Here is a 23,533-nt window from a genome sequence, read left to right on the forward strand (position 1 = left end):
AGCGCGGAGGCGGGGTCAGCGGGGGAGCGGTCCCGCGCGCCGGGGCTCAGCCGACCTCGCGGCGGCGCTGGTTCGGGGCCAGCCGCTCGGCCGGCATCGTCGCGTCGGAGGACTCGCGGTCGGGCTCGGTGCTCCGCCGCCCGCCCGGCGCCGCCGGCATCGTCGACTCCGTGACCGACCCGGGCGACGCCTCGGCGAGGTCCCACTCGATGAGGTCGACCTCCCGCACGGCGCCCCCGTCGACCGGCACCCGGAAGGTGCGGAGTTGGCTGGGACCGAAGTCGGCCTCGACGACCCGACCGAGCACCGGCAGGTCGATGCGGACCCGGGCGGGCCGGCCGGTGGTCTCCACCGCCCGGACGATCAGGTCCGGGGTGGGACCGCCGTCCTCGTGGCCCTTCACGGCGGTCACCATCACCTGGTCACCGCCGTCCGACAGGTAGCTCTGCTCGGCCGGCAACGGACCCCGGTGGAAGCTCTCCAACATGGCCCGGACCGGCGCGCCCAGCTCGGCCGCCCGCCGGGCCAGGCCGGCCTGCCGCCAGTCGCCCCCGTGCGGCACGAGCAGGTAGCGGAAGGACTGGATCCCCTGGTCCTGGTACGAGTAGAAACCGTCCGGATCGAGCTGGCGCGGATCGTGCCAGGAGTAGACGGGACTGCGTACGGCGGTGATGCCGATGCTCGGGGTGTCCCCGCCGGGAGTGCCCGGCGAGACGTCGTACCCGTGCTTGGCGTTGTTGACCACCGCGAGCCCGGCGGGCCGGCCGCCCACCGTGCCGGTGACGTCCACCCACGACTGGGCGGGGTTCTCCCCGCCGTCGACCGGCTGCCCGATGGAGCCGAACGGAATCTCGTAGGTGGCGACCGGGTCGCTCACGGCCGTCGGGAAGCAGAGCTTGAGCAGGTGCGCCCGCTCCCGCCAGTCGAGGGTCACCCGGACCTCGACGTGGTCGTCGCGGTGCCCGAGGATGAACTCCTCCACCAGGGTGGAGCGGTTCCATTCCCGCTCCACCCGGAGCCGGGCGCGCAGCGGCCCGGCCTCGCGCAGGGTGACCCGGCTGGTCCGCATGGGCGTCCCGGGCCACCGGTACGAGACGACCCGGTGCCCCCAGGTGTCCGTCGGGTCCTGGCAGATCTGGGTGTGCTCGCCGCTGGCGCCGGCTGCCAGGTCCACCCCGGTCCGCTTGTCGAGCAGCCCGCGCAGCCACCCGGTCTCCGGGTCGATCTCCACCCGGAGCAGGTCGTTCTCCAGGACCGTGTCGGTGGCCCGCAGGCTGCCCGCGTGCCGCTCGCTGACCTGCGCGTCCGCCGGCGCGGCACCGGACCGCAGCCGGTAGAGCCGGTAGCCCAGCGGCGGCAGCACCGCCTCGAACACCGTCGCCCCGCGTCCCTTGTCGTCGGTGGTGGCCACCGACTGGGTCCGCTGGGCGAGCGTCACGCGGTCGTCGGCGTCCACCACGTGCACCCCGGTGGGCTGGGCGCCGTACTGGAGTTCCACCTGCGCCGTCACCGGCCAGGGATGCGGATTGAAGACCAGGACGGGCTGGGTGCCCTCGGCCAGCGGGATGTCGACGTGCCGGGCGATCACGTTGTGCGTACGCGTGACGATCCGCTTGGCGACCGCCACCGCCTCGCCGAGCTGGTCGCGGGCGTCGTCGTACGCGCTCTCGATGGCGGAGCCGGGCAGCACGTCGTGGAACTGGTTGAACAGGATCTGCCGCCAGGCCCGGCCGAGGTCGTCGGTCGGGTGGTCCAGCCCGAACAGCGTCGAGCCGATCACCGCCCACCGCTCCGCGGAGAGGACCGCGGCCTGCGCGCGGCGCTGCCAGAGCTTGATCCCGGAATGCGCCGAGTAGCAGCCCGGGGCGTGCATCTGCAGGTCGTCCCGCCACACCGGGAGCTTCGCCAGCCCTTCGGCGCCCTGGTTCTTGGCGAACTCGTCGAAGTAGCGGGCCGGCGAGGAGATGACCATCCGGCCGAACGAGCCCATCCGGTCGTAGCGGTGGATGGATTCGATGTTGGCCCGGGTGGGTCCGCCGCCGTGGTTGCCGACGCCGAAATAGATCATCATGTCGCCCAGGCCGTGGTCGAGCACGCCGAGCGACTTGTCGGTCTGCCCCGCCACGTCACCGGGTGGACTGCAGTACTCGAACGGGATCCGGTAGGCGAGCACCCGGGAACCGTCGGGCGACTCCCACCAGAAGGCGGTGCCGGTGAGGCTGGACTCGTGCGGGCCGGGCCGCAGGAAGCAGTACGCGTGCATGCCCTGGCCGCGCAGGATCTGCGGCAGCATGCCGTGGTGTCCGAACGGGTCGACGTTCATGCCGACCGTGGCGGTGACCCCGAACTTCTCCTTGAGATAGCGCTGGCCGTAGAGCCCCTGCCGGACGAACGACTCGCCCGAGGGCATGTTGCAGTCCGGCTCCACCCACCAGCCGCCGACCATCTGCCAGCGGCCCTCGGCGACCCGTTCCCTGATCCGGGCGAACAGCTCCGGGTCGGACTCCTCCACCCAGCTCAGCAGCACCACCTGGTTGCAGGTGAACACGAAGTCCGGATACTCCTCCATCCGGTGGATCGCCGACCAGAAGGTAGCCCGGGCCTCCTGGTAGCCCTCCTGCCACGGCCACAGCCAGACCGGATCGAGATGGGCGTTCCCGATCATGTGCAGGGTGCGTTGCGGCGTCGCCGCCGGGCGGCGCGCGGGGTACAGGCCGGGCGGCTGGTCGCCGGAGGGAGCGTTGGCGACCGGCGCCGCCGGGTGTCCGGCGGGGACCGGCGCCGCCGTCCGCTGCCGGGGCGGTTCCGCCGCCGGGCCCGTCGGTGGCTCCGGCAGCGGGGTTCCGGCGCCGGTGTCGTCGCGGTGGTCGGGCTCGGTCACGCCGTGGGCTCCTCGCCGGCGGCCCACGCGTCGACCATCTCGCTGATCACATGCAACATCAGGGTGTGCATCTCCTGGATCCGCTGGGTGCTCTTGCTGGGAACGAGCAGGGCGTGGTCGGCGTGGATCCGGGCCGGACCGCCGTCGCCGCCGGCGAACAGCACCGTCGTGGCGCCGCCGGCCTGCCCGGCGGCGAGGGCCGCCACGACGTTGGGGGACCGCCCTGAGGTGGTGAAGGCGATGACCACGTCGTCCGGGCGGGCGAGCGCGCGCACCTGGCGGGAGAAGACGTCCTCGTACGAGTAGTCGTTGGCGATGCAGGTCATCACGCTGGCGTCGGTGCTCAGCGTCACCGCGGGCAGTGGCCTGCGGTCGCGCTTGTAGTGGCCGATGAGTTCCCCGGCGAGGTGCTGCGCGTCCGCGGCGCTACCTCCGTTGCCGAGGGTGTAGACGACGCCGCCGCGACTGAGCCGGTCGCAGACGAGGCTGCCCACCGCTCGGATGTCGTCGGCCAGCGTGGCGGTCGCCTCGGCGACGGCCACGTGGTCGCCCAGTTGGGTCTCCAACCAGTCAGACATGGGCTCGCTCCACTCGTAGGTCCTGGGCCAGCCCGCCGGCCAGATCGGCCTCGTTGAGCAGGTCGTGGCCGATGGTTCCGGCGCCCACCACACAGACCAGGTCGCCGAGTTCGGCCAGGACGACGCGGGCGGCGCGGGCGGCCGGCGCCATGGCCTCCCGCGCCACGAGGGCGCGGACCGGGTCGATCAGCATGGCTCCCGCCCGGGTGACCCCGCCGCCCAGCACCACCAGATCGGGTTCGAACACGTTCACGAGGTCGGTCACCGCCGCGCCGAGCAGGTCGACGGTCTCGGCCCACACCTGTACAGCGAGCGGGTCACCGGCGGCGGCCGCCGCCGAGACGTCCGCGGCGGTCAACGTGGGCAGCGCCGACATCGACGAGGCCGCGCCACCGGCCAGTGCCTCACGGGCGCGCTGGGCGATCGACGTGCCCGAGGCGTACGCCTCGACGCAGCCATGTCGTCCGCAGCTGCATCGCCGGCCGCCCCGGTGCACGGTCAGGTGCCCGAACTCTCCGCCGTTGCCCGCGGCGCCGCGGTGCAAAGTGCCGTTGACGATGGCGCCACCGCCGACTCCGGTCGAGACGGTCAGGTAGAGCATGGTGGCGGTGCCCCGGCCGGCGCCGAACCGGTACTCGGCGATGGCTCCGACGGTCGCGTCGTTCTGCAGCGCGAACGGCACCCCGAACGCGTCCGCCGCGAGCGGCCCGATGGGCACGTCGGTCCAGCCGGGCAGGTGCGGTGGGGACAGCAGCCTGCCGGACGGCCCGTCCAACGGTCCGCCGCAGGCGATGCCCACCGCCTGGACGGGGCCGACGCCGGCGAGTTCGACGGCGCGGCGGCCCATCTCGAAGAGCCGTCGTGTCACGACGCGCCAGCCGTCCTCCCGGCGGGTGGGCTCCACCACCAGGCCGTGGCAGGAGCCGTCGGCCGTCACCACGCCCACGGCCAGCTTCGTGCCGCCGATGTCGAGGGCCAGAACCGGGACCGGGCTGCCGACGGGCGGCAGGGCGAACGGGTCAGGGTCGGTCATAGGAGTCCTTTCGGTCGGCCCCGGGGATGGTGCAGCGGGATGCCCGCGGGGTCGCCGGCGCGGCCGTCGGAAGGGCGAGCGGTCTATGGGATCGATCCCAGACAGAGCCTATGAGTGAGCCCGGACGTCGTCAAGGGAGGGTGCCCGGGTGCGTGCCGGGCGGGTCGCGGTGGCGTGAGCGTGCCGGTGCGGTCGGGCCCGACGCGTCGCCGCCCTGGTCAGCGGGCGGGGGGCGGGGCCGTCGAGCCGCGGGAGGCGACCGTGGCCGAGAGCAGCACGGTGCGCACCGGCGCGAGCGGCGACTGGATGCGCTCGAAGAGTTGGGAGATGGCCGCCTCGCCGAGGGCCACCGGATCCTGGGCCACGGCGGTCACCCCGGGTTGGACCAGGCTCATCCACGAGACGTCGTCGAACGACACCAGGCTGAGCTGGTCGGGGATGGTCAGGTTGAGTTCGGTCGCGGCCCGCCACACGGCCTCGGCCAGGACGTTGTTGGCGGCGAACACGGCGGTCGGCGGCTCTGGCCGGCTGAGCAGTTTGTGTGCCTCGATCCGCGCGGCGTCCACGTCCCAGCCGGCGCTGACCACCAGCGAGTCGTCGAACGGCACGCCGGCCGCCGCGAACGCCGCCCGGTAGCCGGCGAGCCGGTCCCGGCCGGTGGTCCAGTGCATCTCGTCGATCACCATCGCGATGCGCCGGTGACCGAGGTCCAGCAGTTGCGAGGTGACCTGCCGGGCGGCACTGCTGTTGTCGACCATGACGGCGTCGCAGGCGCCCAGCGAGAACTGCCGGTCCACCTCCACCACCGGGATCCGCTGCCGCGCCAGGTAGGTGCTGATCTGCGCCGATACCGGGGTGACGATGACACCGGCCACCCGCAGGGCGACGAACGCCTCGGCCGCCTCCGCCTCGACCTCCGGGGAGCCGCCGTCGTCGGCCAGCATCATCGTGTACTGCCGCTTGCGGGCCTGCTGGCTGATGCCGGCCGCGAGCCCCGCGTAGAACGGGTTGTTCAGGTCCGACACCAGCACGCCGATCGACTGGCTGGCCTGCTGCCGCAGGTGTCGGGCGGTCGCGTCGGGCACGTAGCCGAGGCTGCGGGCGACCTCCCGGACCCGGTCCCGCACCGCCGGTGCGACGTACCCGCGACCGGTCAGGGCCCGGGAGGCGGTCGACCGGGACACCCCGGCCGTCTCGGCGACCTCCCGGATGGTAGGCCGACGTGCCGGAGGGAACCCGTCGGGCACCGTCAGCCCACTCTTCATTCGGCCACCTGTCCAGCTTCCGTCACGTCGACCCAGCTTCTGTCACGTCCACCAGCGCCTCCGCGTGCTGGCCCAGGTGGAGACCACCGATGCTCACATCGGCGGCCATCCGGGCCCGCCGCCGCGCCGGCCCTGTCATCGTCACCTCGACCTCGACCTCCCCCCGCCCGAGCGGGGGCAACGAGATCGCCGCGACGTCCGGCACAGCGACCCAGCCTACCGGCAGCACAAGACATACCACGGCTTTCTCGACGGAGGGTCGTGGGTTGCTCACGCTGACGACGAAGCGGGCGACCGTGCCAGTCTGCGCCCGCGAGTAGTAGGGCGCAATTCGGGCGAGTACGCCGTCCGCGACGACCTCGCACTCGTCCAGCGGCAGCAGGTCCCGGTGGATCCGGACGAGTTCGTCGCCCGCCTCGGTCAGCAGCTCCAGGTAGTCGTCGGTGACCCATCGCGGCGACCAGTGCCCGGAGACCATCAGCCCCGGGCCGACCCGGCGGTACAGCTCGGCGCTCGCCCGGTAGTCGCCGATGCGGAAGCGGTTGCGGTACTGGTAGTTCAGGACCTCGCGGGGGCCGCCCCGCACTCCCGCGCCGACCTGCTGGTCGCTGGTGACCAGGACGGTCACTCCGTCCACCACGAACTCGTACGCCGCCGCGTACAGGGTGTGGCCGGGCAGTTCATGGACCATGATCTCGTACTCGTGCCAGGTGAAGCTCTCGCCCAGCGGAAGCCGCCGGTCCACGGGGATCGGGTCGTACCAGGTGCACGGCAGGTCCTGGACCATGGGCTCCTCGAGGATCCCGGCCACGTTCTCCGGCGCCCAGATCTCGGTGCCCGCCACGTCCCGCAACAGGTTCATGCCGGCCACGTGGTCGTCGTGGTAGTGGGTCGGCAGGGCCACCTCGATCGACGTGACACCGTGGTGGCGCCGCAGCGCCGGCAGGGAGGCCAGCCACGGGCGGCGCGACGCCCGGTCGGTGCCCGCGGGCAGGCCGGTGGTCATGTCGTAGCCGTAGTCGATCACAAGTGCCGCGCCCGTCCCGGACAGCAGGACGTAGCTGCACGAGTTGCTGGTCCGGTTCAACAGCAGGTGTTCGGTGAGCGCGGTGAACGGGTTGTCCAGCCGGTCCCGCAGGTCCCACGGGTACGGGCGGCGCGAGTCGACGTACTGGCCCATCCGGGTGGCGAGCAGGCCCAGGGCCACCTGCGGCTCGTCCATCGGCTCGCCGTGCGAGGGCAGCAGCAGGTCGAGGTCGCGTTCCATGAGGTGGTAGCAGCTCAGCACCGTCATCGCCGGGCCCTCGTTGTCGGTGTACGACCACTGCGTGGCGGCCAGCGACCAGACCTTGCCCGGGGCGTAGATCAGGTCGCCGGTGAATGCGAGACGACGGCCGTCGCGCTCGACGAGATAGGTCACCGATCCGGTGGTGTGGCCGGGCGTGGGCACCACCTCGACGGTGGTCCCGGCGTACGTGCGCCGCCGGTACTCGGGCACCACGTCGTGCACCGGTACGGACTCCAGCAGCGAGAGCCTGTCCTGCCGCAGGTTGTAGTCGTTGTGCAGGGTGCGCGCCTGCCACATCCCCTCCACGTCGGCGAACAGGTCCCGCTCGACCGGCGGCACGTGGATCCGAATGCCCGCGGCCACCGCCAGCGGCAGGCCCTGCCCCTGGTCGCGGTGGTGGTGGGTCATCAGGACGTCGGTGATCCGGTCTATCCCCATCTCGGCCAGGTGGTCGAGTGCGAGACCGGAGCCGAAGTCGATGGCGAAGGCGGTGCGCGGGGCCGGGGCGCCGCCCTGGCCGGTCACGCCGTCCGGTTCTTCAGGTCCTTCCGGCGAGCGCACCACGTAGACGTTGCAGGTGTCCGTTACCCGGAAGATGCCGGGCGCAACCTCCGATACGCGCGACGCGGTCATGTGCGGAATGGTATCGATCCCATGTACCTGCGCGGAAGAACCAGTTTTCGCATCAGGATAAGGCTTGGTTCATAAGGGAAGAGCCTGCTGATAACGTTCCCAGAATGTCGGCTCTCATCCCGTTCCCGGCTGGTCAACAACCCCCCGCCCTGTCCACCCGCGGCACCGTCGAGGGTTTCTACGGGCCGCCCTGGTCGCACGCCGAGCGCATGGCGCACCTGGAGTTCTCCGCCAGCATCGGCCTGAACGCGTACGTCTACGCCCCGAAGAACGACCCCTACCACCGGGCCCGCTGGCGGCACCGGTACCCGGCGCCCGACCTCGCCCGGCTCGCCGAGCTGGCGGAGACCGCCCGTGCGCTGGGCATCCGCTTCACGTACGCGATCAGCCCCGGCCTCTCGATGCGGTTCGCCGAGGAGGTGGACTACCGGGCGCTCGCCGAGAAGGCCGCCCAGTTGTACGACGCCGGAGTGACCTCGTTCGCCCTGTTCTTCGACGACGTACCGGCCGAACTGACCCGGCCCGAGGAGGTGGACCGTTGGCCCGGCGCCGGGGCGGCCGGCGCCGCGCACGGCGAGACGTGCACCCGGTTCGTGGCGGAGTTCCTCACGCCCCGCGGCATCCGGGAGCCGCTGCTGGTCTGCCCCACGGACTATGCCGGGGTCGAGGAGACCGCGTACCGCCGGCGGTTCGCCGCGACCGCCCCACTGGACGTCACGGTGGCCTGGACCGGGCACGACATCGTGGTGGGCGAGGTCAGCCGGTCGGACATCGACAAGGCCTCGGCCAGTTACCGACGCCGCCTGGTGCTGTGGGACAACTTCCCGGTCAACGACTTCGAGCCGAGCCGGCTCTTCCTCGGTCCGCTCACCGGGCGTACCACCGAGCTGGCCGGCTCGCCGCTGGTCGGGGTGCTCACCAACCCGATGATCCAGGCCGTGCCGTCCCGGATCCCGTTGATGTCGGTGGCCGACTGGGCCCGCGACCCGGACCGTTACGACCCGGCGACGTCGGCCCGGCGTGCGCTGGCCACGGTGGCGGGAGCCGGAGCGGAGCACCTGGCGCCGCTGGTCCGGGTGTGCGACTCCTGGCCGCCGAGCGCGGAACCGGACGCCGAGCTGGTCCGGGCGGTGCGCGACACCCTCGCCGGCCGGCCGGGCGCGGCCGACGTGCTTACCGGGCGCCTCACCGGGTTGGCCCGGGCGTGCCGCGCGGCGGCCGAGCCGGAACCGCTGGTGGCGGCCCTGCGCCCGTGGCTCGTCGCGGGCGCCGACATGGCCGCGGCGGGACTGGCGGCCGTCCGCCTGCTGGACACCGCGACCACCGACGCGGGCGAGGAGACCCGGCGGGCCCTGGCGCGGGCCGAGAGCCACTACGCCGACGTCCTGCGCTCGGCCATTCCGCCGTTCGTGCGGGAGGTACTGGACCGCACCGGTCAGGCGGATCCGGGGCGGCCCGGACAGGCGGAGCGGGACGCGGCCGGCCAGGCCGCTCGCGCCGACGGCCGGCCGGTGGCACTGCTGGTCACCGGCGAGCGCCGCACCGCCGGGGACGAGGCCGTCACCGCGCTACTCGGCGAACGGGGATACGCGGTGTGCCGGCACCACGCGCCGGGCCCCGACGAGGTCGCGGCGGCGTCGCTCGTCGTGGTCACCCGGGGCGCCGACGGACCGGCGATCGAGGCGGTCGCCCGCGCCGACGTACCGCTGCTGGCGTGGCACGGCCTCGTCCCGCTCGGGCTCGCCCGGCACAGCGAGGTGCTGCTCGCCCGCGACCGGGTGCGGATCGTGGACCCCGCCGACCCCGCCGCGGCCGGACTCGACGACGTGGTCCCGGTCTACCGGGGACCGGCCAAGCTGACGGTGGCCGAGGTCGGGCCGGACGCGCAGATCGTGGCGCTGGTCGTCGACGAGAACCGCCCGGCCCTGTTCCGCTACCCGCGGGGTGCCCGACTGCCGGACGGGACCATCGCACCCGCGCCGCGGGTCGGCGTGTTCCTGGGAGCGGACGGCCTGGCGCCGTGGCTGATGACCGCCGAGGGGAGGGCGCTGGTCGTGGCCGCGCTGGACGCCTGCGCGGCCCGAAGCCGTCCCGTGTCCGCCGCGGGGGAGCAGCCGGCCGCGGTCGAGGGGGGCCCGGCCGCGAAGCGGCAGGGCGGGACGTCACAGGCCGAGGATCTGCCCCGCGTCCCGGAGGTGTCGCTGTAGCAGCCGGGTGCCACCGACTGCACGGGACGGCCGTCGCGCAGCGCCAGCGTGGCGGCCAACCCGGCGGCGTGCCCCAGTATCTGGTACTGCACCTCCATCCGGATCGACGAGAACGCCACGTGCGAGGCGGAGACGCAGACCGGGACGAGGAGGTTCAGGCAGTCGGCGTAGCGGGGCACTGGTCGAGCCAGCGCTGGAAGATCGTTTCGGCGACCCGCGGCTCGGGGCCCGCGTAGCGGCCCACCGGCACGCCGTAGTGCTCCGCGACCTCCCGCCGGAACCGGGCGGCCGGGCCGCCCAGCACCCGCACGTCACCGACGTCCGTGTAGCCGAGTCCGCCGGAGGTCATCCCCCCGACGTGCCGGCCCGGTTCGAGGAGCAGGACGTCGGCGCCCGCGTCCGCGGCCGCCACGGCCGCGCACACGCCGGCCGAGGTGGCGGCGTACACGACCACCTCGGCCGGCGTGGTCATCCGACCTCCACCGGTCGGGGTTCGGTCGCCGCCGGGTCGCCGTCGGCCGTGTCCTGCCCGGCCCGGTAGTCCTGCCAGGTGCGGGCCACCAGGGCGAGGTCGTCCCCGGTCAGCTCCTCGGCGGAGCGGTCGATGCGTTCGGCGTAGTAGAGCGCCGGCACGCCGAGCCGGCGCTGCGCCTCGACGTACGCGCGCCACTCCGCCCGGTCCGCGATCGGCCACTGGTCGGTGTCGACGAGATGGCCGGGCATCGTCGCCGCGACCACGGCGTGCCGGAAGGCGAGCTGGTCGACGGCCGGGACGACCCCGCCGGCCGGATCGCGTTCGAGGATGTCGTTCAGGCGGATCATGTCGCAGACGTCACCGAAGCCGGGATGCGGCGTGTGGGTGACGACGAGAGCGTCCGGCTTGACCGCCTTCGCGGCCCGGTACAGCGTCTCCAGCATCCGGTGCAGCGCCGCGACGCCCCACGGGGCGTCGGCCGGGGCTCCCGGTCGCCGCAGCCCCCGGCCGGTCGGGGCGCGCTGGGTAAAGTCGATCTTGAAGCCGTCCGCGTCCAGGCCGTCCGGGCCGAGCAGCCTGGTCACGATCCCGGCCAGCCGGTCGAGGTACTCGGGGCTGCCGGGGTCGACGGCGACCGGCCGCCCGCCCGGGTCGGTCACGCATTCCGCCGCCGGCAGGCCGGTCGGGTCCCACGCCTTCCACCAGAGCAGCACCCGCTGGCCGGCGGCGTGTCGCTGGTCGATCCAGGACCGCAGGTCGGGCCAGCGGGCCGGGTCCGGCTCGGCGGTGCCGTACGCCAGCTGCCAGCGGTCGTCGATCACCACCGTGCCCGGGACGACGCCGTGTTCCGCGAGCCGGCCGAGCCAGCCGTCGTACCGGTCCTGACGGGCCAGGTCGAAGGCGATCGGCAGGCCGTCCGGCACCAGCGCCGGTCCGAGTTCCGAAAGGTGGTACGGGTACGACATCGGTTGGCCCGGGATGGGCGCGGCGGCGCACTGCGCGCCCCAGCCGCAGAAGATCGGCTCGGTCCACCAGCCGGCCCGGGGCATGACCGGAGCGGCGGGCGCGAATCGGCGCTCCACCAGGTCCGCCCGGTACGTCGCCAGCCCCTGCCACGGGTCGGCCGCCGGCCGGAGCACGACGGTGGGGCTCTCGAACGACCCGTCGACGCGGGTGTGCCCGTCGTAGTCGAGTTCCAGCAGGAAGCCGCCGTCCAGCGGGACGTACCTCAGCTCGGTGAAGCGCAGGTCGGCGACGTGGCCCAGCACTCCCGCGGTGAGCCAGCCACCGCCGGGGACGTGCGTGGCGTGCTCGGCGGGTTCCCGCCCGAACGCCAGGAACAGCGGCGGCGGGGAGAAGACGCCGTGCAGCCGCCCGGCCGAGGCGTCGCCGACGATCCCGAGGGCGGCGCCGGCGGAGGCCGGCCGCACCACCTGGACCGGCTCGGTGGGGGTGGGGTTGAACACCGAGGCGAAGTCGGTCGAGGAGCGGAAGGTGCCGCATGCCCCGCTCGGCAGGATCGCCCGGCCGCCCAGCAGCCGGACGTCGCCGAGCGTGCCGGAGCCGGTGACGCCGACCGACGTCTCGATCCGGTCGGCGAAGCAGCGGAGCCGGACCGACTTGGCCGTCCACGCGGTGCTGCGGCAGGCCAGTTCCACCTCGACGACGTCCTCGCCGTCGTGTTGCCCGGCGGACACCACCGGCTCGTCGAAGTCGTACGACTCGTCCGCCAGGTCGGCCCGGTCCACCGAGGCCAGCAGGCTCAGCCGGGACCAGATCCGGCCGTCCGCGTCGGCCAGGACGGCGAGCCGCTGCGGGCCGCGTACCTGCAACACGTAGCCGGCAGCCGTGACGGTGTGGGTGCCGGGCCCAGAGGTGAGCTTGATGGGAGTTCTCCTTCGATGTCAGCCGAACGGCGGCACGGCGGGGCGGGTGTCGGGAAGCTGGCCGGTGGCGGCGATCCGGGCGTACACCCTGCCGGAGTCCTTCACGGTCAGCCGGCCGGAGGGATAGTCCAGGTGCACCAGGCCGAACCGGGGGCGGTAGCCGAGCGCCCACTCGAAGTTGTCCAGCAGCGACCAGTGCAGATAGCCCACCACCTCCGCGCCCGCGTCGACGGCCTGGCCCACCGCCCGCAGGTGGCCGAGCAGGAAGTCGATGCGCCGCTGGTCGTGCACCAGCCCGTCGTGGGTGGGGGTGTCGCCGTACACCGCCCCGTTCTCCGTGATCATCAGAGGGACCCCGGGGTGGTCGCGGTGCAACCGGATCAGCAGGTCACGCAGGCTGTCCGGGGCCACCTCCCAGCCCTCGTCGGTGCGGGTCACGTCACCGGAGGGACCCACCACCCGCCACGGGAAGGGCCGCCCGGGCCCGGCCTGCGCCGCGGCCATGACGCGGCGGGTGTAGTAGTTGACGCCCAGGAAGTCGCTGCGCCCGCCGATCAGCTCGGCGTCGCCGGGCCGGATGATGTCGTCGAGGCCGCCGCCCAGGGCCCGTTCGTAGTGCGCCCACATGTCAACTGGGTAGCCATCGCCGAGCAGGGGGTCGAGGTACCACCGGTTCACGTAGCCGTCCGAGCCCCGGGCGGCGGCGAGGTCGGCCGGGTCGTCGCTGGCCGGGTCGCACGGGAACAGGCTCAGCGCGCAGCCGACCCGCGCCTGTGGCGCGCGGGCGTGGATCACGTCGGCGCCCGCGCCGTGTCCGAGCAGGACGTGGTGACCGGCCGCGACCGACGAGCGCAGGTCCCGGATGCCGGGGGCGTGCAGGCCGAGCTGGTAGCCCAGCAGCGCGATGATCCACGGCTCGTTCTGGGTGATCCACCAGTGCACCCGGTCGCCGAGCCGGTCGGCCACCGCCGCCGCGAACTCGGCGAAGGCGTCCACACTGGAGCGGCCCACCCAGCCGCCGTCGGCCATCAGTGCCTCCGGCATGTCCCAGTGGTTGAGCGTGAGGACCGGCGTCACGTCGCGGGCGAGCAGCGCGTCGACGAAGCGCTCGTAGTGGTCCAGGCCGCGCGGCTCGATCCGGCCGCGGCCCTGCGGCAGGATCCGGGACCAGGAGACCGAGAACCGGTACGCGCCCAGGCCGAGCCGGGCGATCAGCTCCACGTCGCGGTCCCACCGCCGGTACGAGTCGCAGGCCCGCGAGCCGTCGCCGCCGCCCTCGATGGTGCCCGGCCGCGCGGCGAAGGTGTCCCACACCGAGGGCCCCCGCCCGTCGGCGTCGAGGCTGCCCTCGATCTGGTACGCCGAGGTCGCCGCGCCCCAGAGGAAGCCGGGCGGGAAGCGGTGTGTCGTCATCGGTCACTTCCTCGGGAACGCTGCCGGATCAGTCCGGCCGGTCGGACAGGACACGCAACAGCGCGGCCACGCCGCCGTGCGGCGAACTGAGCACCGGCACCGGGACGTCGGCCAGCGCTGCGGCGCGGGCCATGGAGGCCTGGGCCAGCACGACCACGTCCGCGCCGGCCGCGGCGCGGGCGACGGCCGCCGCGACGAGGCTGTCCACGCGCTCCCGGTCGCCGCGGTCCTGCGCCTCGGCGGCGTCCGCCACCAGTTCCGCGGTCACCTCCACGGGCCGGCCGGCGCTGCGGGCCGCCCGCTCGACGAGCCGTCCGGTCGGCCCGAGCGTGGTCGGGAGGGTGGCGAGCACGCGGATCCGTCCCCGCGCCCCGGGTCCGGCGGCGACGGCAACGGCCTCGTCGGCCATCGCCGCGTCCACCCGTACGACCGGAACACGCATCCGCCCGGCCGCCGCCTCCGCCGCCTCGCCGATGGAGGAGCAGGTAACCAGGACGGCGTCGACCCCGACCGACTCCAGGTTGCGCAGGTGCGCGAGCACGGTGTCCCGGACGGCCGGCGTGACGCCCTCGCGGCGTGCGGTGTCCAGCAGCCAGGCGTCGGCGACGTGGATCCGGCGGGGCTTCGCGGTCGAGGCGCGCAGCAGGTCGTCGAACGTCGCGGCCAGCGCGGGAACGGTGTGCAGCAGGCCGACCGTGCCCGGCTCGGCGGTCATGCCTTCCGCCACGGCGTCGCCTCCCGGTCGACCACCTCGACGAGCCGTTCGAGGCGGGGCACGGAGATCTCGGCCAGTGCCCGGTCCACGTCGGGGCGGCCCACCACGTCGCTCCACAGCGCCCGGCCGGCGAGGAAGCCGCTGGCACCGCCCTGACACGCGGCCCGTACCGCGTTCAGGAAGTCGTCCCGGTGGACGCCCTGGGACAGCACCACCCAGGGTCCGGTGACGGCGGAGCCGAGGTCCTCGCACGCCCGCCGGAGTTCGCCGGTCGTGCCCCGGCCGTGCCGGGGCACCTGCGCCTTGTAGAGGCTGGGACGCAGCGGGGAGAGTTCCCGGGCCGCCTCGATGATCGCCGCGTCCTCGTCCCACCGGCCGGCGGACAGTTCCTCGGGGGTCGCCCGGACCACCGGCTCCAGCACCGAGAGCACGTCGCGCTCGGCGGCCAGGCCGATGAACCGCCGGGCGAGTTCGACGCGCTGCTCGCGGCGGGCGTCGCGGCGCCAGAGCAGCAAGAGCTTGATCGCCCGTACGCCGGTGAGGTCGAACTGTGGCGCGGCGACCACCTCGTCGAGCCCGGTGTCCTCGACCGGCTGGCCGGGCTCCTGGTCGAGGGCGTCGGCGGCGAGGATCAGCCCGCACCCGGCGGGCAGCAGCCCGTCGCGGCGGATCTGGTCGAGGCCGGTGGTCCGGTCGATGAGGAACCCGGACGCCAGCGGGCCGAGCGCGCGGGCCACCGCGGTCTTGAAGGCGACCATCCCGTCGTGGTCCGGTCGGCCGGCGCCCGCCTCGGCGAACATCGTCCGCAGGCTCTCCCGCTGGTCCATCGCCACCATCGCGAACCCGCCTGCGGGCCGCGCGATGGCGTCCAGCGTGGGCGTCGCTCTTTCCGATCCCGTCACCTGACCTCTTCTCCTCGCGAATCGTCGTCCGCCACCCCGGAACGGGTGGCGGCCGTCACGAACCTGGCGAACGGCTCGTCGTAGTCCCGGCCCGCGCCAGCGACCGCTGGCCCGGGCCGCCAGGGCAGCGCCGGGGCCGCCGGCCCGGTCCGGTGCGCCCGGACGGCGGCGACGATCGCCGCGCCCGCGGCCACCGGCTCCGCCGCCGGCACCACCCGCAGCTCGCCGGGCAGGACGTGGGCCTTGACCCGGACCCAGGCGGGGTTGGCCGCGCCGGCCCCGCCGAACATGGTCACCGCCGGACCCGGCGGCCCGCCGGCGAGCCGGGCCTGCTCGTGCAGCATCCACCGGGTCTGCAGGCAGAGCCCTTCGAACATCGCGCGGGCCAGCTCGGCCGGTGTGTGCGTGGGTCGCCGCCCGAGGATCCGCAGCCGGGCCCGTGGGTCGGGCGCCGGGGCCTGCCGCCCGGACAGGTACGGCAGGACGATCACGTCGGTGGGCCGGTCACCGCAGCCGAGCACCTGGGCCGAGAGTTCGGCAGTCGGCACGCCGCCCGACTCGTGGGCCAGCCACCAGGCGACGGTGGCCCCGGCGCTCGACGAGCCGGCGAGGATCGCCCGATGCCGGCCGGCCACCGGGACGACCGTGCTCATCCCCGCCCGGGCCACCGCCACCGGGTCGGGGCAGCCGGCGACGACGGAGAGCACCGCCTCGGCCGTACCGAGCGAGTCCGCGACGTCGCCCGGCTCCCGCACCCCACAGGCGTACGCGCCGACGGCGTGGTCGTGGCCCGCCACCACGACCGGTGTCCCGGCCCGCAGCCCGGCACCTGTGAAGGCCGGGTCCCGGACGGTGGCGGCGAACGTGTCCGGTGGCACGACGGGCGGCAGCTGTTCCGGTCGCAGGCCCACCTCGGCCAGCAGGTCGGTGTCGAAGGCCTCCGGCACCGGCTGGCCGGGGTCGGGCAGCCGGTACGCCATGGTCCGCCCGGCCAGCGTGTGGTCGGTCGTCAGGTGGCCGGTGAGCAGCAGGCAGACGAGGTCCGCCGCGCCCGCCCAGGATGCCATGGCCCGCCATTCGGTTGGCCGGTTGGCCCGCAGCCACGCCCAGTTGGCCAGCGGAACCTTGGCGCTGGGCCGTACCCCCGTCGCCCGGACGAGGTGCGCCCAGCCGAGCCGGCGGGACAGCTCGTCTGCCTCGGTCCCGGCCCGGTGGCCGTCCCAGCGCAGCCAGGGACCGAGTGGCGTTCCGGTCGCGTCGAGCGGCACGCCGGTCTCGGCCATGGAGGCGATGCCCACGGCGTCCGGTGTCGGCGACCCGTCCAGCACCTGGCGGAGCAGGCCGACCAGCACGGGCCCCACCGAGCCGGGCGGGGGAGTGGGGGCGGTGGCGACGGCGCGTACCCGGACGGCGGAGCCATCGATTGCCACCAGGGCCACCTTGGTGTTCGTGGTCCCCACGTCGATGCCCACGCTCAGGCAGGCCCCGCCCGAGGGACCGCGCCGCGTCTCCCGCGGGTCGGCCTCGGCCGCGTCGGCTGGACGCGTGGCGCCATTCACCGGGCCATTCTGTTCGGTTCCGAACGAACGGGTCAAGGTCGATGTTCGGCGATTGACAAAGTGGGGGAGTCGCACTTGGATGGACCGGTGCGCTACACGCAGGCCCCCGAGCGGCGTCGCGAACTCCTGCGCCGGGTGGCCGAAGCCGGCTACGTCTCCTCGACCGATGCCGCGGCCGAGCTGGGCGTTTCGGAGATGACCATCCGCCGTGACCTGCGGCAGTTGGCCGCCCAGGGACTGGTGAACCGGGTCGCCGGCGGCGCGAGCGCCCCCGTGCCCGCGTCCGGCGCACCATTCGAACAGCGCCGGGGCGCCGCGACGGCGGAGAAGGAGGCTGTCGCCCGGGCCGCCGTACCGCTCGTACCGGCGGGCGTGGTGGTGGCCCTCGACGCCGGCACCACGGTCGCGGCCCTCGCGGCCCTGCTGCCCGGTGGCCTCACCCTCGTCACCCACTCGGTGCCGGTGATCCTCGCGTGCACCGGCCGCGAGGACCTCGAACTGATCTCCCTCGGCGGTGCCTACCACCGCGCGACCCGCTCCTTCACCGGGCCGATCACCCGTACCAGCCTGGAGGACCTGGCGGTGGACGTGGCCGTGCTCTCCGCGACGGCGGCCGGGTCGACGGGGGTCTACTCCGCGAACGCCGCGGACGCCGAGATCAAGCGGGCGATGGCCCGCATCGCCCGCCGGGTGGTCCTGCTGCTCGACCACGGCAAGCTGTCGGCGCACGCCCCGATGCGGTTCCTGGACCTGGCGGCGGTGGACACGGTCGTCGTCGACGCGGGGGCGGACGCCAACCAGCTCGGGCTGCTGCGAGGGGCCTGCCGGGAGGTGGTGGTCGCGCCGCTGGACGCCGGGACGGCCGGCCCGGCGACCCGGCCGGCAGTGGGCGCGACCCCGGCGGTCACCCGGTGACCGGGCCCTGGCTCGGTGCCGTGGCGGACGACCTCACCGGGGCCTGCGACCTCGCGGACGCGGTGAGCGAGGCGGGCGGGTCAGCGGTCGTGGTGGTGGGCCACCCCACGGCGCCGCCGCCCGCCTGCGACTGCGTGGTCGTGGCGCTGAAGTCTCGGACCGCGCCGGGCGGCCAGGCCGTCGCGGAGTCACTCGCCGCGGCGCGGTGGTTGCTCGACGCCGGCTGCACGACGCTCTATCAGAAGTACTGCTCGACGTTCGACTCCACCGACGAGGGCAACATCGGCCCGGTGGCGGACGCCCTGGTCGACCTGGTCGGGGGCGCCGACACCATCGCCGTGGGCACGCCGGCCACGCCGCGCGTGGGCCGCACGGTCTATCAGGGGCACCTCTTCGTCGGCCGGCAGTTGCTGTCCGAGTCGCCGCTGCGGGACCACCCGCTCACCCCCATGCGCGACCCCGACCTCGTGCGGGTGCTCTCCCGCCAAGCCGAGGGCAGGGTCGCGCTCGTCGACTGGGCCACGGTCGCCGCCGGCCCGGCCGCCGTGATCGCCGCGGTCGAGGCCGCCCGCAGGGACGGCGCCCGGCACGTGATCGTCGACGCCCTCGCCGACGGCGACCTGGACACGCTGGCGACGGCGCTGCTGGCGACACCGGAATCCGGGCGACTGGTGGGCGGCGCCGCCGGGCTGGCGGCCGCGCTGGCGCGGGTGTCCGGCACGGTGGCGGGTTCCCCGGTGGCGGGTTCCCCGGTGGCGGGTTCCCCGGTGGCGGGCGCCGGTCCGGGCGGCGCGGTCGCCGCGCGGGCCGTCCCGGTGGTGCCGGAGGGCCGGCGGTTGATCCTCTCCGGCAGCTGCTCCGCGCGTACCCGGGAACAGGTGGACGGCTTCTCCGGGCCCCGGGTCGCCCTGTCCCCGGTCGACCTCGACACCAGTTTCCCGGCCACGGTGGACGCCGTGGCCGCCGCCGTGGCCCGGGCGTACCGGGACACCGCCGGGCCCGTCCTGGTCACCTCCTCGGCCGATCCGGAACAGGTTGCGCGCTACGAGTCCCGGCTCGGCCCCGGGCGGGCCGCCGCGCTGCTGGAGGCGGCGACCGCGCAGATCGCCCGCCGCGCGGTGGACACCCTCGGCGTCCGCCGCCTGCTGGTGGCCGGCGGTGAGACATCGGGGGCGGTGGTCCGGGCGCTCGATCTCGGCACGCTGCGGGTGGGACCGGCGGCCGGCCCCGGCCTGCCGTGGATGGTCCCCGAGGGCGGCCCCGCGCTCGCCCTGTTGTTCAAGTCGGGCAACTTCGGTGCACCGGACCTGTTCGACACCGCCTGGCGGCACTGTCCCTGATGGCCGGTCGCGGTCGTCGCGTGCGGCGAACGCCGTCCACGGGTCCGTCGGCGGCGGCCCTCCGCGCGCCGGCATCGCGTCCGCTTCCCGGCGGCCGCCGTGCCTCCGGCGCCGGCTGCGACGCTCAAGAACGGGGAGTTCTAGTGCGGCATCCGTAGCCCGGCGGAGGAGGCACCCCGCAGGTCGACGTATCCGTTGATCCGCCGCGCGATCGCGGCGTAACGCGTCCGTTGAAGGGCGGGCACCAGTGGGTCACTCATGGCGGCGGTCAGGTCGACGACCCGAGCCCTCGGTCGGTACTCCATCCAGGTTGGCAGCACGGTCACGCCGGTGACCTCCCACCGACCGGACGGGGTGCGGGTGAAGGTGAACTCCGGCACCACCGCGTCCTGGGTATTCTCCGCCGAGCCGTCACCGAACCGGGTCGTCAGGTTGCCCATGCCGTAGGCGACCCACTTCGCGCCGATCTTTTCGAAGGGCTGCACCACGTGCGCATGGTGGCCGACGATCAGGTCGATGTCGGGCGAGGACAGCAGCCGGCTCGCGAGGTCGACCTGATCGGCGTTCGGTTCGTTCTGGTACTCCGTACCCCAGTGCATCGACAGGATGACGATCTGCGCGCCGGCAACGCGGGCCCGCCGTGCCTCGGCGAGGATGGCGTCCGCGTCGATCAGGTTGGCCGCCCATGGTCGTTCCGGTGGCAGTGGGATGTCGTTGAAGCTCAAGGTGTACGACAGTTGTCCGATCTTCACGCCGTCCACGTCCATGACGTTCGGGCGTTGGCGCTCCGCCGCGGCGCGGGCCGTGCCGGTGTGCCGCAGGCCCACCCGGTCGAGGTTGTCGAGAGTACGGGCGATGCCGTCGACCCCGGTGTCCAGGGAGTGGTTGGAGGCGGTGGAACAGGTGTCGAAGCCTGCCCATGCGGCGGCGTCGGCGAGTGCGGGGGGCACGCTGAAGTTCGGCCAGCCGGTGAACGGACCGCTGGGCTCGGCCAGGGGCGTCTCCATGTGACAGATGGCCAGGTCGGCGGCGCTCACGCGGGCGCGGACCGCGGCGAGCACCTGGGTGAAGTCGTGCCCATCACGTCCTGCTCGGCGTGCATCGGCGGCCGCCTGCTCGGTGAGCGCGGGGTGTACGAGCAGATCACCGGCTGCCACCACGGTGAGGGTGGTTCGGGGGCTGGGGCTGGTGGCGGGGGAAAAGCTGGGCGGCCCGCTTGCCGTCTCCCTCTCCGGCGCGTCGCAGCCGCACACCAGAGCTGCGGTCATGAGCACTACCAGAGCTGGCATTGTTCGCATATCAGTACATGATGCCGAGGCTCCGCGCGCAGCGTGGGAAAAGACCAAGAACCTAGAGTGCGCAGCACTTCACCGGCGAGACTGTCACCGCGCTCCGGCACGCCCTCGAGGCGGAGGCTTCCGCGGCAGGGCTGGTGGGCGATCCCGGCTTCGATCTCGTGCTCGCCGTGCACGAACTGGTCACCAACGCCGTCCGTCATGGCGGCGGCCACGGGCACATCGAACTGCGCCGTGAGGAAGACGTCCTGATCTGCGAGATCACCGACCACGGTGCGGCGGCTGACAGTTTGCCCGTGCGGCTACCGGCGGTCGATGTCGCCGGTGGCCGCGGACTGTGGCTCGCCCACCAGTTGACAGGCGGGCTCATCCTCACCCGCCGACCCGTCGGGGTGACCGCCACGGTCACCGTATGCTTGCAGCCATTGAGCGGCCCCGACATCAGCGCAGCATCGGCCGCACGACAGAACGAGGGTCTCAGCAACCCTGGGGAGGGCAACGGGTGATGAACCCTCAGCCAAGCTGGCAGCACCAGGTTCGCGTCGAGCCGGACCGCAGGATCGTCCTGATCTCTGGGGAGATCGACGTCAACGGAGCGGACCACCTCCTGGACCTCCTCAGTCAGACGATCAACGCGGCGCAGCGGGTCGACGTCGACATGTCAGCGGTCCAGTTCATGGACTCGACTGTCATCGGCGCACTGATCACCGCCCGGAACACGGCGACGGCAGCCGGGAGACAACTCGTCGTCACGAATCCCAGCAGGACCGCCCGTCGAGTCCTGGGCATCACCGGCGTACTCGACGCCCTTTCACCCACCAGCGCCTGACGGACCTTCACCCGTACCCGCTGGCCCTCGGCTTCGCGCCGTGCGGCCGGACTGGACCGACAAGCTGACCGGGTCGCCTCGGCTGCGCACAATGATCGACGCGGGCGCCGACGTGGTCGGCGCCTGGGCCGACGAGCTGGCGGACTTCGACCGCCGGCGCCAACCCCACCTGCTCGACCGGTGATTCAGGCGTAGAGCCAGCTGAAGGTCGCCAGGACGAGATAGCCGACGGGGATCACGCAGGAGGGCACGAGAACGGCAACCCATCCACGCCTCCTGCGTGCCTCCGGTGCTTGCGGTGCGGAGGCAAAGGGCGAGGTGACGAGGTCGTCGTCCAGGTCACGAGCCAGCTCCCGGCGCTCGACGAACGCCAGGACGAGGACCACCACGAACAGCCCGACGGAGAGCACCGGGGCCGGAGGGTCAGCAGGCCGGAAGGCCGAACCGGTCGGAGGCCGCTGCCCCCAGTGCGACGAGGGGGCGCCAGGGCGCCCAGGGGAACACCGACCGCCCAGGGGTGACGCATCAGGGGCGACAGAAGCTTGGGCAGGCTCAGGAGCACGAGCAGGAACAACCGAGGCAGGCCAGCTGGACCGCGTTGTAGCTCAACCGCTCGCCGCTCAGGGTGCCGGATATTGGGGACTCGCACCCGCCCTGTGATGGGCAGTTCGGTGAAACAAGCCCAAACCCGATCCGTTCCAGGCTGCTTCGCCCGGTGCATACACTCGGCGGATGAGCTCACCCGGATACCCTGCCCCAGCCCGACCGCCGGTGGTCCGCCCGCTCTGGTCGCTTGCCGGTCCGGCATTTGGTGCAATGGTCGCCGCCGGACTGCTCACCGCGCCGATCGGCCCGCTGGGTGGCGCGATCGGGCGTGATCTCGGGCTTTCCACCGCAGCCATGGCAGCGACTGTGGTTGCGCCGGGCGTGGTGGCGACGGTGGCCTTGGTCGTGCCCGGCTATCTGCTCGGGCGGCGGTGGCCCACGGCAGCCGGGGTGCCAGCGCTGGTGCTCCTGGCCGTTGGGTGCGTGGTGAGTGCGCTCGCCTCGGGGGCGGCGCTGATGGCGGTTGGGCGGGTGGTTGGCGGGCTGGGTGCCGGAATCGTAGTCGGTGTCGCTCTCGCCCTCTCCGGTCAGCTGGGCCGTTGGCGTTCCCGGGCGCGACTGGTGCTCGGCGTCGCGCTCGGTGCTGCTCTGCTGTTCGGGCCTGCCGCGAGCGGCGTGGTGGCGCAGGCGCTGAGTTGGCGGTCGGTGTTCCTGTTCGACGTGCTGGTGGTCGTGCTCGCGTTGGCCGGCACTATAGCGGGCGGCATCGCGATGTGGGCCGTGCGTCTGTCCCGGCCGAGCCCGCCGGCCGCGCCCGCCGGGGCAACGCTGCTTCCCGACGAGACCCGGGTCGGCGGCCAGCACGCTGACAATCCGTCAACTTGACCTGAACAACTTGGAGGGCGTCTGAATTACGAATTTCGTGAGTGATGCTGCTTTCAGTCGTCTCACCAGGTTGGGGTGGTTTCGCCGGTGACGCGTTTGGTGAGGTAGTCGATCATGGCGATGCAGATCATGCTGGCCAAGATCCGAGCCCTCGGCGAACGCGCCGTCTCCACCCTCAAGACCTGGAAAATCCTGACCAAACTACGCTGCTGCCCCCGCCGGGCTACCCCGATCGTGCAGGCCATCCTCGTCCTTCAAGCCACCGAAAACGCCCGCCACCCAGATGCCTCTGTACTGCGGCCATCTTTAGTGGATCCCGTGTCGCGCACGCTCAGCGTTGCCTGCGGATGGTGCCGTCAGTGCAGAGTCTCGTGCTGACGCGCCCAGTCCTCGGCTGACGCACGGCTGTCAGCAGGGGGAGAATCTCGCAGGCACCCAGAACACCGGGCGAAATGTGTCCCGCCTTCTTCCCATGCGTGCACCTGCCCAGGCTTCACCCAGTCGGGCGACCAATCCACTTTGAAGGCGTACAGCAGTCCAGAGGTGACACCTTCCATCAGCCGTTCGATCGTGGCGTCGCTGAGACCCAACCCCGACATGCAGTTCGTCACCTGTAGTTCGGTCCTGACGCTGTCCTCCAGCAGAGAGATCAGGCGAACCTCACGTGCGCTGTCGGTCTCCTTCCCCATGCGCACATCCTGCCCAAACGACCGCTCATCGGCCAGTCCGGACGCCGCCTGCCCTCCCCGCATGACGCTGTAGCGCACGGGTCACGGCAGATCCGGACGCCGAGAGAGCCTGGGCGGACAAGTCGATCACGTGGTCGAGGGAGCGGCCGAGCCTGTCGTAAATGGTGACCACCAGACCTTTCTACTTTGGGGCGCATCG

At 73.3% G+C, this 23,533-nt stretch carries 20 protein-coding genes and 3 pseudogenes; 8 read left to right on the forward strand and 15 right to left on the reverse strand.

Annotated features, from left to right (window positions below; genetic code table 11):
- Positions 1 to 46: 46 nt before the first annotated feature.
- The 5 genes from AB0G13_RS04725 to AB0G13_RS04745 all read right to left on the reverse strand — a co-directional run bounded on the left by AB0G13_RS04725 (position 47) and on the right by AB0G13_RS04745 (position 7,678).
- The gene (locus AB0G13_RS04725) at positions 47 to 2,881 is read right to left on the reverse strand and encodes a glycoside hydrolase family 38 C-terminal domain-containing protein (protein ID WP_357868904.1); all 2,835 of its coding nucleotides are present in this window, start codon (positions 2,879 to 2,881) and stop codon (positions 47 to 49) included.
- Entirely contained in the window at positions 2,878 to 3,459 is a 582-nt protein-coding gene (locus AB0G13_RS04730; protein WP_357868907.1) for an SIS domain-containing protein, read from the reverse strand. Before AB0G13_RS04730 ends, AB0G13_RS04725 begins: the two co-directional genes overlap by 4 nt.
- Positions 3,452 to 4,492, reverse strand: coding sequence for an ROK family protein (locus tag AB0G13_RS04735; protein WP_357868909.1), 1,041 nt, complete (start codon positions 4,490 to 4,492; stop codon positions 3,452 to 3,454). Before AB0G13_RS04735 ends, AB0G13_RS04730 begins: the two co-directional genes overlap by 8 nt.
- Before the next feature lie 218 nt (positions 4,493 to 4,710).
- Positions 4,711 to 5,757, reverse strand: coding sequence for a LacI family DNA-binding transcriptional regulator (locus AB0G13_RS04740; protein ID WP_357868912.1), 1,047 nt, complete (start codon positions 5,755 to 5,757; stop codon positions 4,711 to 4,713).
- 22 nt (positions 5,758 to 5,779) lie between these two features.
- The gene (locus AB0G13_RS04745; RefSeq protein ID WP_357868915.1) at positions 5,780 to 7,678 is read right to left on the reverse strand and encodes an MBL fold metallo-hydrolase; all 1,899 of its coding nucleotides are present in this window, start codon (positions 7,676 to 7,678) and stop codon (positions 5,780 to 5,782) included.
- A 104-nt stretch (positions 7,679 to 7,782) separates the two neighbouring features.
- Between AB0G13_RS04745 and AB0G13_RS04750 the strand changes: the two genes are divergently transcribed.
- Positions 7,783 to 9,885 carry a protein O-GlcNAcase gene (locus AB0G13_RS04750; protein ID WP_357868917.1) on the forward strand — a complete coding sequence of 701 codons (2,103 nt, stop codon included), beginning with the start codon at positions 7,783 to 7,785 and terminating at the stop codon, positions 9,883 to 9,885.
- A 68-nt stretch (positions 9,886 to 9,953) separates the two neighbouring features.
- Here AB0G13_RS04750 and AB0G13_RS04755 read toward each other — a convergent pair.
- The 7 genes and pseudogenes from AB0G13_RS04755 to AB0G13_RS04785 form a co-directional block, all read right to left on the reverse strand.
- A pseudogene (locus AB0G13_RS04755) lies at positions 9,954 to 10,064 on the reverse strand (hypothetical protein); the annotation flags it as partial.
- The gene (locus AB0G13_RS04760) at positions 10,040 to 10,357 is read right to left on the reverse strand and encodes an FAD-dependent oxidoreductase (protein ID WP_357868919.1); all 318 of its coding nucleotides are present in this window, start codon (positions 10,355 to 10,357) and stop codon (positions 10,040 to 10,042) included. The pseudogene AB0G13_RS04755 and the gene AB0G13_RS04760, both read right to left, overlap by 25 nt.
- On the reverse strand, positions 10,354 to 12,195 hold the full coding sequence (locus AB0G13_RS04765; protein ID WP_357868921.1) for a hypothetical protein: 1,842 nt from the start codon (positions 12,193 to 12,195) through the stop codon (positions 10,354 to 10,356). The genes AB0G13_RS04760 and AB0G13_RS04765 overlap by 4 nt, the downstream gene beginning before the upstream one ends.
- 69 nt (positions 12,196 to 12,264) lie before the next feature.
- Positions 12,265 to 13,659, reverse strand: coding sequence for a GH1 family beta-glucosidase (locus AB0G13_RS04770; protein WP_357868924.1), 1,395 nt, complete (start codon positions 13,657 to 13,659; stop codon positions 12,265 to 12,267).
- Positions 13,660 to 13,687: 28 nt separating this feature from the next.
- Positions 13,688 to 14,386 carry an aspartate/glutamate racemase family protein gene (locus AB0G13_RS04775; RefSeq protein WP_357868926.1) on the reverse strand — a complete coding sequence of 233 codons (699 nt, stop codon included), beginning with the start codon at positions 14,384 to 14,386 and terminating at the stop codon, positions 13,688 to 13,690.
- Complete coding sequence (locus tag AB0G13_RS04780; RefSeq protein WP_357868929.1) at positions 14,371 to 15,276, reverse strand: hypothetical protein; 906 nt, start codon at positions 15,274 to 15,276, stop codon at positions 14,371 to 14,373. The genes AB0G13_RS04775 and AB0G13_RS04780 overlap by 16 nt, the downstream gene beginning before the upstream one ends.
- The gene (locus AB0G13_RS04785; RefSeq protein WP_357868931.1) at positions 15,273 to 16,835 is read right to left on the reverse strand and encodes an FGGY family carbohydrate kinase; all 1,563 of its coding nucleotides are present in this window, start codon (positions 16,833 to 16,835) and stop codon (positions 15,273 to 15,275) included. Before AB0G13_RS04785 ends, AB0G13_RS04780 begins: the two co-directional genes overlap by 4 nt.
- Before the next feature lie 87 nt (positions 16,836 to 16,922).
- On the opposite strand from AB0G13_RS04785, the gene AB0G13_RS04790 reads away from it, so the two are divergent.
- Both AB0G13_RS04790 and otnK read left to right on the forward strand, forming a co-directional pair.
- Entirely contained in the window at positions 16,923 to 17,750 is an 828-nt protein-coding gene (locus AB0G13_RS04790) for a DeoR/GlpR family DNA-binding transcription regulator (protein ID WP_357868934.1), read from the forward strand.
- Complete coding sequence (gene otnK, locus AB0G13_RS04795; protein WP_357868937.1) at positions 17,747 to 19,090, forward strand: 3-oxo-tetronate kinase; 1,344 nt, start codon at positions 17,747 to 17,749, stop codon at positions 19,088 to 19,090. Before AB0G13_RS04790 ends, otnK begins: the two co-directional genes overlap by 4 nt.
- A gap of 140 nt (positions 19,091 to 19,230) precedes the next feature.
- On the opposite strand, the gene AB0G13_RS04800 is transcribed toward otnK, so the two are convergent.
- Positions 19,231 to 20,247, reverse strand: coding sequence for a CapA family protein (locus tag AB0G13_RS04800; protein WP_357868940.1), 1,017 nt, complete (start codon positions 20,245 to 20,247; stop codon positions 19,231 to 19,233).
- A 230-nt stretch (positions 20,248 to 20,477) separates the two neighbouring features.
- Between AB0G13_RS04800 and AB0G13_RS04805 the strand changes: the two are divergent.
- From AB0G13_RS04805 to AB0G13_RS04815, 3 genes and pseudogenes are all read left to right on the forward strand, one after another.
- Positions 20,478 to 20,891: pseudogene (locus AB0G13_RS04805) on the forward strand (ATP-binding protein); the annotation flags it as partial.
- Positions 20,891 to 21,214 (forward strand): STAS domain-containing protein, encoded by a 324-nt coding sequence (locus AB0G13_RS04810; RefSeq protein WP_357868943.1) that lies wholly within the window; start codon positions 20,891 to 20,893, stop codon positions 21,212 to 21,214. The pseudogene AB0G13_RS04805 and the gene AB0G13_RS04810, both read left to right, overlap by 1 nt.
- A 40-nt stretch (positions 21,215 to 21,254) precedes the next feature.
- A complete protein-coding gene (locus tag AB0G13_RS04815) occupies positions 21,255 to 21,398 on the forward strand; it encodes a hypothetical protein (protein ID WP_357868945.1) in 144 nt (47 codons plus the stop codon).
- Between the two features lies 1 nt (position 21,399).
- On the opposite strand, the gene AB0G13_RS04820 is transcribed toward AB0G13_RS04815, so the two are convergent.
- The gene (locus AB0G13_RS04820; RefSeq protein ID WP_357868948.1) at positions 21,400 to 21,624 is read right to left on the reverse strand and encodes a hypothetical protein; all 225 of its coding nucleotides are present in this window, start codon (positions 21,622 to 21,624) and stop codon (positions 21,400 to 21,402) included.
- A gap of 322 nt (positions 21,625 to 21,946) precedes the next feature.
- Between AB0G13_RS04820 and AB0G13_RS04825 the strand changes: the two genes are divergently transcribed.
- Together AB0G13_RS04825 and AB0G13_RS04830 are read left to right on the forward strand one after the other, a co-directional pair.
- Positions 21,947 to 22,645 carry an MFS transporter gene (locus tag AB0G13_RS04825; RefSeq protein ID WP_357868951.1) on the forward strand — a complete coding sequence of 233 codons (699 nt, stop codon included), beginning with the start codon at positions 21,947 to 21,949 and terminating at the stop codon, positions 22,643 to 22,645.
- Positions 22,646 to 22,780: 135 nt separating this feature from the next.
- Positions 22,781 to 22,900, forward strand: a pseudogene (locus tag AB0G13_RS04830) (IS5/IS1182 family transposase); the annotation flags it as partial.
- Between the two features lie 101 nt (positions 22,901 to 23,001).
- Here AB0G13_RS04830 and AB0G13_RS04835 read toward each other — a convergent pair.
- On the reverse strand, positions 23,002 to 23,334 hold the full coding sequence (locus AB0G13_RS04835; protein WP_357868954.1) for a hypothetical protein: 333 nt from the start codon (positions 23,332 to 23,334) through the stop codon (positions 23,002 to 23,004).
- Positions 23,335 to 23,533: the final 199 nt, after the last annotated feature.

It is taken from the genome of Micromonospora sp. NPDC023633, assembly GCF_040640035.1.
GTDB lineage: Bacteria > Actinomycetota > Actinomycetes > Mycobacteriales > Micromonosporaceae > Micromonospora.